Origin of the sequence: Mesorhizobium sp. M1227, from assembly GCF_040318315.1 — a bacterium.
In the GTDB taxonomy this organism is placed as follows: Bacteria; Pseudomonadota; Alphaproteobacteria; order Rhizobiales; family Rhizobiaceae; genus Mesorhizobium.
In genome coordinates this window covers 1-7,556 of record NZ_JAMYLZ010000077.1, presented here as the reverse complement: position 1 = coordinate 7,556, position 7,556 = coordinate 1, and the positions used below count along the sequence as shown (strand labels likewise).

The 7,556-nt window shown below is 57.7% G+C and carries 5 protein-coding genes and 4 pseudogenes; 3 read left to right on the top strand and 6 right to left on the bottom strand.

Annotated features, from left to right (window positions below; all coding sequences use genetic code 11):
- Positions 1–261 precede the first annotated feature (261 nt).
- From NKH28_RS33810 to NKH28_RS33800, 3 genes and pseudogenes are all read left to right on the top strand, one after another.
- Positions 262–405, top strand: coding sequence for a hypothetical protein (locus tag NKH28_RS33810; protein ID WP_352687054.1), 144 nt, complete (start codon positions 262–264; stop codon positions 403–405).
- A 1,551-nt stretch (positions 406–1,956) separates the two neighbouring features.
- Positions 1,957–2,448: pseudogene (locus tag NKH28_RS33805) on the top strand (RNA polymerase sigma factor); the annotation flags it as partial.
- Between the two features lie 265 nt (positions 2,449–2,713).
- Positions 2,714–3,331 (top strand): methyltransferase domain-containing protein, encoded by a 618-nt coding sequence (locus NKH28_RS33800; protein WP_352981419.1) that lies wholly within the window; start codon positions 2,714–2,716, stop codon positions 3,329–3,331.
- 173 nt (positions 3,332–3,504) lie between these two features.
- Here the strand turns inward: NKH28_RS33800 and NKH28_RS33795 are convergent.
- The 6 genes and pseudogenes from NKH28_RS33795 to NKH28_RS33775 all read right to left on the bottom strand — a co-directional run.
- Positions 3,505–3,760 (bottom strand): annotated as a pseudogene (locus tag NKH28_RS33795) (helix-turn-helix transcriptional regulator).
- 501 nt (positions 3,761–4,261) lie between these two features.
- Positions 4,262–4,461: pseudogene (locus tag NKH28_RS34645) on the bottom strand (hypothetical protein); the annotation flags it as partial.
- A gap of 79 nt (positions 4,462–4,540) precedes the next feature.
- A complete protein-coding gene (locus tag NKH28_RS33790) occupies positions 4,541–5,284 on the bottom strand; it encodes a phosphatase PAP2 family protein (RefSeq protein WP_352472987.1) in 744 nt (247 codons plus the stop codon).
- 263 nt (positions 5,285–5,547) lie between these two features.
- A complete protein-coding gene (locus NKH28_RS33785) occupies positions 5,548–6,177 on the bottom strand; it encodes a methyltransferase family protein (protein ID WP_352502859.1) in 630 nt (209 codons plus the stop codon).
- 19 nt (positions 6,178–6,196) lie between these two features.
- Positions 6,197–6,994: a sterol desaturase family protein gene (locus tag NKH28_RS33780; protein ID WP_352472989.1), complete on the bottom strand. Its 798-nt coding sequence runs from the start codon at positions 6,992–6,994 to the stop codon at positions 6,197–6,199.
- 121 nt (positions 6,995–7,115) lie between these two features.
- A pseudogene (locus tag NKH28_RS33775) lies at positions 7,116–7,456 on the bottom strand (IS630 family transposase); the annotation flags it as partial.
- Between the last annotated feature and the right edge of the window lie 100 nt (positions 7,457–7,556).

Below are 7,556 nucleotides of genomic sequence, written 5' to 3'. Positions count from 1 at the left end.
CGAATGCCGCGGCCAGTATCCGGCACTGATCCTCTTCACGCCAACGACGACGACGCTCAGGCCCGGTCAATAACGTCACATGGCTCATGCTGTGCTGCTAACTTCGCTCGTAAGGGCGACCTTAAGAGCGCAGCCTCGCTACCGTGCCGTCCTCTCGCAAGGCGGCCTTCGCCGGAGGGTATCCACTCATTGGCGCCGTGGCGGTCCTCAGAACGTCGACGGCGGCACGCATGAAACAGCGGGTTTGGATTGTTGCGACGCTTGACGGAGATGGCGCGGGGCATTGAAGCCAGGTTCCAACAGATGCAAGACCGCCTCGACATGCTTCATCTCTTCAATGAGCTTCGCGGCCTGCTTCTCGTCGCGCCTGATTTTCGCGCCGATCTCACCGTGAAGGCGGATTAGCGCCTAGAGCGCTGGTTTGTGATCCATGGCCAAAAGGTAGGCCAAGATCGGGGCCAATTCTTGTGGCGGTTGCGCCATAATACCGCAAAACTGTACGCCAACTCCGCCTCGGCAGCCGTAGTGCCCGCGATCAGGAAGCACAACGAGTGGGGCCCAAACGCCCGCGATGGTTTCATTGTTCACAGCACGCCACCTTCACTTGAATATTTTCAGAACATGCGAATCGCTCAACACAGCCGTGTAGGGCCCATCCGTTAGAACTCCCGGAGCGCCATTGATTGCGGACCGCGGATTATAATAGGCGCCGGTACCCTCAGTGATATCGACATCGAACGAGTATGCCCAATCAAGATTCGCAAGCTCGGGAGTTGGGTACTTCTCCACTGACCTCTTGCACAAAAGAGCCGTTCAGTAGGCTAGCGCGGACCCCGTTGTGAACGACCTGGCAGGTCACGCTACTAAATGGCTCGGCACTTTTTTGACCGAGCGCATCACTAACCTCCGGGGCCGTATCTCGCAGCGCGATTACCAGATCGACGTATCTTGCCGTTTGATGAAGAAGCGGAGGCGCCGCTGGTTCCCAACATAGGCACCACGGCAGTCGGCGGAAACGACGGGCCGACCCCTGTTGGCAGATAGCAGACCGGCGCAGGCCCAGCACGCAATCGGGCCCGCCGCCCCGGCAAAGGAGCTGTTCGCGGTAGATTATGGGCAAACGTGGACGTCTTTCTACGCGGTCGCGTCCGTCTCACTTCCTCATCGACCTCGCGCACCGAAGAACCTCGACGAGCGGAAGCTCGACCACGACAACCATGCCCAGCACGACGGATCAGGGCACCGGCACGACGAACAGCGGGACCAACATGTCCGGCGATCAGGGCACCGACAAGACGACCACCAGCGGCACCACAAATCCTAACTCGGCCAAGACTGCGCGCCCGGCCAGCAGACTGGCAGCGCGCAGCAGGCGGCGCCTAGTCAGCGCAGAACACGGCAGCCAACACCGCCGCGCCGGGCCAGGTGAAAAAGACCGGCGAAGGTTGCTGATTGGCACATCGGCTCAGGTTGGAATCACGGGCGTGTGGCTGGCTGGTCTCGGCAGACCACGACCAACTCGGTTGGCGAGCAAGTTGCCGCCAGCCGAGCATCAGTTCAGGAATCTCTACGCTTGAACGCAACGCAGCGGCGAGACCGAACCGCCAGGCTGCTCCTGGCCAAGAGCAGCTCGCTTTAGGTTGTAACCGCCACTGCATAGAGAGCGATTTGTCAACACCCGTTTCGATGTTCCGCATAAACCCGTTCGGTCGTGTGTTCCGCTCACGTAATCCGAGCTCGACCGCAAGCCGGCGCATGATCGCTGGGCTTGTCCCACCACCCGCAATATGCCGAAGGCGTCGTCTTCGGCCTCGACGGCGATGCGGGCGTCCCGGTTTATGGAGGGTGTCGCGGCTTGAGAGTTCGATTGCGACCTCACCGGCCCTGCATATCGTCGCGCACGAATCTCTTGTCGTCGAAGCGGTGGTGATGACGGAGGCACAGGGTGGCGACGCCTTGATCGATGCAGGATCTACCATGGACCGCGACCGTCGGGAGGAGTTCCTCGCCGGGTTCCTCACCCTTGCCGTCTCGTTAGGGCCTGAACTGCACCGCTATTGCTCGCGTCTCATGGGGTCGGTCATCGACGGCGAAGACGTTGTGCAGGATCTTTGCTCGAACCCTCGTTGCGCTCGACCAGGTGTGCAAGATTCCGCAGCTGCGACCCTGGTTCTTCCGGATTGCCCATACCCGTGCGCTGGACCTGCTGCGCAGCCGTGCGATCCGCGCAGCAGAGCCTATCGAGGCGGCCCTTGAAGTCGTTGTCGACGCCGCTCCGGACCCCGTGAAGATTTTGATGCAGCAATCCAAACTGCGGTGTCTCGCTTTACGGAACTCCCGATCCTCCAGCGCAGCGTCTTTATCCTGAAGGATGTGCTTGACGAGCCGCTGGCTGAGATCGCCGGTCTGCTCGATATCAGGGTCGATGCCATGACGGGGCGAATCTCCTGCTGCTCCGCTGACTCGACGTTATATCAGGGGGCGCTAATTATCGGTCCTCGGGTCAAAAACCTTAGAAGGCCGACATGCTGAAACCATCGTGGAACAACGCTCGAGGAAGCCGACTTCTATCTCTTTTTCGCAGCTATGCTGATCGTATCACAACGCGCGGGTCACACGCAAACTTGATTCGTACGGAGATTGGCTGAGAGCCCTCACCCTGACACTCTTCCCGACGAGGAAGGCTCATCACTGCAATGCCTGCGATCGCGGTGTGGCGGCTTTTTACCGTTTCGGGCGATACACGCTTATTTGCCCGCTTTGTCATGCTCTGGATCGTGAGCGGTTCTTGATTTGTGCTCTAGACCGTAAGCTTCTCCGGCTTCCGGCGGGGCCGCTTAGAATTCTCCAGATTGCGCCGAGCGAGAAGGGGCTTTCAAAGAGACTATCTCAGGCGGGCAACCTCATTAAAGGCGATATCGAGCCCGGACGGTACGGCCCCGATACCGTGCAGGTTGACCTAATGAACATGAACGGCATCAGCGATCTCGATATTGTCGTCTTGTGTCATGTCATGGAGCACGTACCTGACGATCGGCATGCTTTTCGGCAAATTTGGTCATCCCTTAAGCCTCGAGGACAGGTCTGGATCCAAGTACCGCTTATCTATCGTCAAACGCTCGAAGCGCCGCCATTCATGTCACGGAGCGAGCGCGACGAGCGCTTCGGCGGATCAGATCACGTGCGAGCCTACGGACCCGATATCAAGGAACGTATCGAGGACGTGGGTTTTACGGTCGCTCGAATACATTCAGACCGTATACCTGCCGCCGATCGCGAGCGTCTTGGGCTTCTCCCCGATACTCTCTTTATTGCCGAACGGCCCGAGTAACACAATTCGGATTGAGAGCGCGACGTTCCCGACGTCATCCTTGGTGGCGATCATCGCTACTGTGGGCAGGCGCATCACCTGTGACCTCTGCCTTCGGAGGGCAGCTCTCGCCCTCGATGTCGGGCGCTGGCGCCTGCGAGTGCAGTGTCATGCTCCACCGCAGGTTGCACAAGCTATCCCCTCCTGGACTTCACTCGACCTGTAGGCTTGGCCGGATAAACGCGGCCGACACCCGGATCAGAGGCCGATGACTTCAACCCCCTGTCGGCCCATTCTTGGGGATTTGCGGGGCATAGACCACGCGACCACCCAACTTTGGATAGGCAGGTCCGGTGCCGTACGTGCCATGCTTTTCAAGCGTCCGGGGGAAAGGCCGACAAGTTTGGCGGCCTCCTCCGTCTTGAGCAGACGAGGGGGAAGGTGTCTGATCGTGACATGTTTTCTCCTTTCTGTTCGCACCAGATGCAGGTGCGCCGAGGAGAGGCTTACAATTTAGCGAATGCTCCAATCGCCGCTGGTTGCGCCCTCTCTGCACACGCCCCCGGACAAGTTTACTCGCCGTCGCACTATGAAGTGGTGCTGCGTGGTCAATTGGCCATGCGGCTGTGACGGGGCATCTACTGCGGCAATCATCGAGTGCTCATCACGCTTTGGCTCGGTGTTTCGGTGTTTCGACGAAACAGAAACAAAAGAAAAGGTGCAAACCCGTGTGCACGGCATGTGCACATCGCTCGCTAATTATTTGTTTCCGCCCAGTCCATCATCGTCCCGACTCGCTTCCGAGTTTCGTGGTGCTCGATCTCGATTTGCTGTCAGGCCGCTTGGCCGATAGCAAAAGAATGCCTTCTCAATGGGGGCGTCTTGCGATGCAGCGGCCTTCCGCTACCATCTTCAAACCGTGCGGCCCGGAGACATGGGTAACGGTTGTACCTAAGACATGGGTGACACCCTCGTGCCGAAGGGGTTGTCGTAGGTCTGCAAGGTCCTCTGTTCCAAGTCGATATATCTGAGATCATAGTGCATGAAGGAGACGAGCCAAATGCCGTCGTCGACTTCGTGATTCCGAGCCTCTGGCCGGCGAGCACGGTGGAGATGTTGATCTTCTTGCTGTGCATGCAGATGCCGCCGCAGGGCGGCGCTCCTTCTCCTTGTGTCTCGCCGCCGCCACGTCATTGCCAGGCAGCCGGAGGGCAACGGCCCGTGGCCAACTCAGTAGTCCGCGTCCGATCCCACGGCTGATCTCGCAACGCGGTCGACCTTTCCGCGCGCATAGCTAGGCATCTTGACTGCAATGATGGAGAGAATGCCGATGATTACGCCGGCGATTACATCTATTAAATGATGACCGCCTTCAGGCAGAGTGGCCACGATCATGGCGGCATTCACCATAGCCAACACGACAAAGAGTGGCCGGATGGTCCGCGCGGCATAGACCACTGCCAATCCAAGTGCCGTGTGGAACGACGGGAACGTTACGAGCCCTGTGCCTTTAGTCATAATCAGATCAAACGGCTCGCCTGATCGCAGCGCCATAAGCACATGATGGTGCCACATTCCGGCATTAGTGGTGAAGTTCGAAAATTGCCCCGGCGCCGGCTTGAAATAGGCATAAGCGCCTTCTGCTGGCGCCAAAGCCATCATCGCGCCCGTGAAGACCGAAGCAACCGCTAGAAGAGCGACAAACTCCAGTGCTCGTTCTCGTTGGTTTCTCACCGCGAGGAATAACAGAACGAACGGCATTTGGAACGCGAGCGCGTGATAAGCAAAAACCAGGACGGATGCTGTAATTGGCTTGTTGGTCGTGGCGAGGAACCACTGCCAGTCGAAACCGAGGGCGGAATCGATAGAAGCTAGAACCGGGTCCGCCAGAGGCCTTGAGGTGGCCGACGCCAGGTACATGAAGACGGTCGTGGTGATGGCGAGCGGAATGAAAGCTGCTGCGGAAACGACCACAATTCTCAGGCAGCCACAAAGATATTTGATTACGCTCGCAATTGGGCTTGTATCAGATCGCACCCTATGGAGCGCAACTGCGGATGCCATCCAAGATGCACTGAGGACAAGGGCCACCTTGCCTATATCAATCCAGTTCCTCGGTGAAAAATCGACTGTAGAAAGTGGCAGCCACAAAATGTCAATCAACCCGAAAAGAGCTGTAACCAAGGCAATAATTACTAAGTGGTTTCGAGTAGACTGCGGATCAGCATGGGGCACAGTCACTGCCACCAGTACAATGAGGATAAAGATGGAATGAGCATTGGCGTGGTCTGCCCATACGCGTTGTATTCGGGGAACACCGCTCGCAAGACCCTCTCCTCGTTCACGAGCCGCCGATATTGGAAAGCGAGGGCAATGGCGCAGATTGCGACGGTTGCCCATGTCGCATTGCCGAGAAGAATGCCGAGCAGGACGATCGCTTCGCAGACATAGAGCGGGTGGCGCACGATCTGGTAAGGGCCTGCCGTGACGAGCCGTCTGGCCTGCGCAGTGATGCTGAAGGATCTGCCGAGCCACCACAGGCACAAGATGCAAAGCGCGAAACCAACTATGGTGGTCAGGTCCGCAACAAACTCGATCTGCGGAGCTGCCTGGATGCGAGGGACCGCGATCAAAGTTGCGGTGGCAAAGCATCCGATGAGCGCGGAGATTCGCGGTTCAATTCCCTGCGCTGTTCCCAGGGGCGGAAGACGCGCCACTGTCATTCCAACGATGAGCACGAGAAAGCCGGCAGCGGCGACATCTGCGGTGAGATCGATAATCCACGCCACTGTCCATTCTGCGCCGGCAAGAGCTACCAAGAACGTTTCGGCCTTCAAAGTCGCGCAGAACGTGAAGTAGAGTGTCATCGTTGCACGCCCGACGAAATCACGTATCTCTGGTGGAGGGAGCTTCATTGATTCTGCCCTTCGGGATCACTGGATAGGCGAGTTGCTCGACGTAAGTTGATGGAATCGGATCATCGACGCCATAGCGCTCCGGGACAGCGTTACCGGGCAGGTACATGGTTCCGAGGAGCGCATCGATCAATGAAAGTTGACCTGCGAAGTTCTTGTCGTATGCCGCGCGCTCGTGAGCGTGATGCCAATGATGGAACTGGGGTGACGCGATCAACCACCGAAGCGGGCCGATGTTCAGCCTGACGTTGGCGTGCAGCAAAAGTCCGTGGACGTGAAAAATTATTGCAAACAGGGCGATCGCCGGACTGCTGAAACCCAGCAGATATACAGGCACGAGCGACGCGCTCTTTGTCAGAGCCTGGTCAATAGGATGAATCCTGTGCGCCGCCAACCAGTCCAGTTCTTCAATGCTATGATGAATCGAATGGAAGCGCCACAAAAAGGGAACGGCGTGAAAGGTGCGGTGGGCCAGGTAAAAGCCAACGTCCGCAATGACAATGATCTCTGATACCTGGAGCCAAACAGGTTGCGATGATACTGCGCTGCCGACATAGGCCGGCACCAGCCGCCCCACCGTACTCGTTGCTAGCGTGATAGCCGCGATCAGGCCAAGGCTTATCGGGATGCCATTAAACAGCGCATAGATGAGATCGTTGAAAAAGGCTTTCCTGAGTATCTTTTGATGGGGGCGCAGAGCGAACAGGTATTCGATCGGAACGAAGATCAGAACCGCAATTAAGAGCGCTTTGATATTCAGAATGTCCATACGGCGTCCCGCCGGCAAGACGCAATCCAAGCACTTCGCCAATTTGAGCGCAAGCTAATGGTTCTCGGAGATTAGTTGAAAAGGTAATTTGCGTGCCAAACATGTCAGGCTGAGAGCCCGCCTAGTGGATGGAATCTAACGCTTGGTGCCCGCGTTTGACGGCGGCAATGATCTTGTCGGGGTCGGCGACCCAAGAGAAGGGTTTGGGTTGCTGGTTGTGCTCTACGAAGCGGTTGATTGCCGCTTGGAGGTCGAGAACGGAATGGAAGACGCCGCGCTTGAGGCGACGCTTCGACAACTTGGCGAAGAAACCCTCGACCGCGTTGAGCCACCGGTGCGGTCGAGCGCCTGGATTTGGCTCTTCTCGTCGACCGACAGCACGATTGCGTGAGCCGGCGGATCGACATAGAGGCCGACGACGTCGCGCAGCTTGTTGACGAACTGGGGATAGTTGGAGAGCTTGTGACCTTGCCCCTCTGATCTAATCCGGTTTGAAGTTCGTTCTGGCCCATCGAGAGGACCAGGACATGAAACGTAGCCGCTTCTCTGAAGAGCAGATCAT